Raw genomic sequence first — 1,461 nt, 5'->3', positions numbered from 1 at the left:
CCGCCACGACCTTGGCGACCTTCAAAATTACGGTTAGAAGTAGATGCACAGCGCTTGCCTGCTTCTAGGCGGTCATCGTTCATCGCTAAACACATTGAGCAACCCGGTTCGCGCCATTCAAAACCTGCGGCTTTAAAAATATCAGCTAAGCCTTCGTCTTCAGCTTGTTTTTTAACTAAGCCCGAGCCCGGTACAATTAATGCTTCTATACCGGCTACAACATGTTTGCCTTCAACAATTTTTGCAGCCGCGCGTAAGTCTTCAATGCGGCTATTTGTACATGAGCCAATAAATACCGTGTCTACTTTCGCGCTTGATAATTTATCGCCCGCTTTTAAGTCCATGTATTTAAGCGCACTGCGTATAGCGTCGGCTTTAATTAAATCTGGCTCTTTATCTGGATCAGGTATGCACTCATCAACACCAATTACTTGCTCTGGGCTTGTGCCCCAGGTAATTTGCGGTTGAATGTCGTCAGCATTTAGCTCAACAACTAAATCAAAGTGTGCACCTTCGTCTGTTTTTAATGTTTCCCAATATTCAACGGCTGCATCAAAATCAGCGCCTTTTGGTGCAAACGGACGACCTTTTAAATAGTCATAAGTAATTCGGTCAGATGCAATCAAACCGGCCTTTGCACCCATTTCTATACTCATATTACATAGCGTCATACGGGCTTCCATCGAAAGCGCTTCAATGCCTGCACCACAAAACTCTGCTACATAACCTGTGCCACCAGCAGTACCTAACTTACCAATTACCGCCATAATTAAATCTTTAGCAGTAACCGTTGGACGCAAAACACCGTTAATTTGAATTTTTAACGACTTTGCCTTTTTTTGCTGTAGCGTTTGCGTTGCTAATACGTGCTCAACCTCAGACGTACCAATACCATGCGCTAATGCGCCAAACGCACCATGCGTAGAGGTATGGCTATCGCCACATACAATGGTTGTACCTGGCAAAGTAATACCTTGCTCTGGCCCCATTACATGCACAATGCCTTGGTTAATGGAGTTTAAATCGTAAAGTACAATACCAAACTCTTTACAGTTTTTATCAAGCGCCATTAATTGGTTTTTAGATACTTCGCTTGCGGCATCAAGTGATCGGCTTTTAGTCGATACGTTATGATCCATCGTTGCAAAGGTTTTTTCTGGGCAACGTACAGTACGGTTTTTTTCACGTAGACCTGCAAAAGCCTGCGGAGAAGTCACCTCGTGCACTAAATGGCGGTCAATATAAAGTAAGTCGGTTTGCTCGTTTATGCTGGCAACGGTGTGTGCTTGCCAAATTTTTTCGTATAACGTTTGGGCCACTTGCTAATTCCCTAATCTGTTTGAGTTGCAGCATAACGGTGCTGCAACTTTAATATGTTATTAAATGCGTGAAACGATAGCTGCTGCCACATCGCTTGTGCTGTAACCGGCATTTGGATAAATATCTGGAGTGCCAACGCCG

General features: G+C 43.9%; 1 protein-coding gene. It reads right to left on the bottom strand.

Going from position 1 to position 1,461, the window contains the following annotated elements; genetic code table 11:
* Positions 1–1,319: 3-isopropylmalate dehydratase large subunit (gene leuC / locus L652_RS0100690; RefSeq protein WP_024594751.1), on the bottom strand; the 1,319-nt coding region annotated here is incomplete at its 3' end.
* Positions 1,320–1,461: the final 142 nt, after the last annotated feature.

This window comes from Pseudoalteromonas sp. TB25, assembly GCF_000497995.1.
GTDB lineage: Bacteria > Pseudomonadota > Gammaproteobacteria > Enterobacterales > Alteromonadaceae > Pseudoalteromonas > Pseudoalteromonas distincta.
The sequence above is the reverse complement of the archived record's forward strand: the minus strand, read 5'-3'. Positions and strand labels throughout refer to the sequence as shown.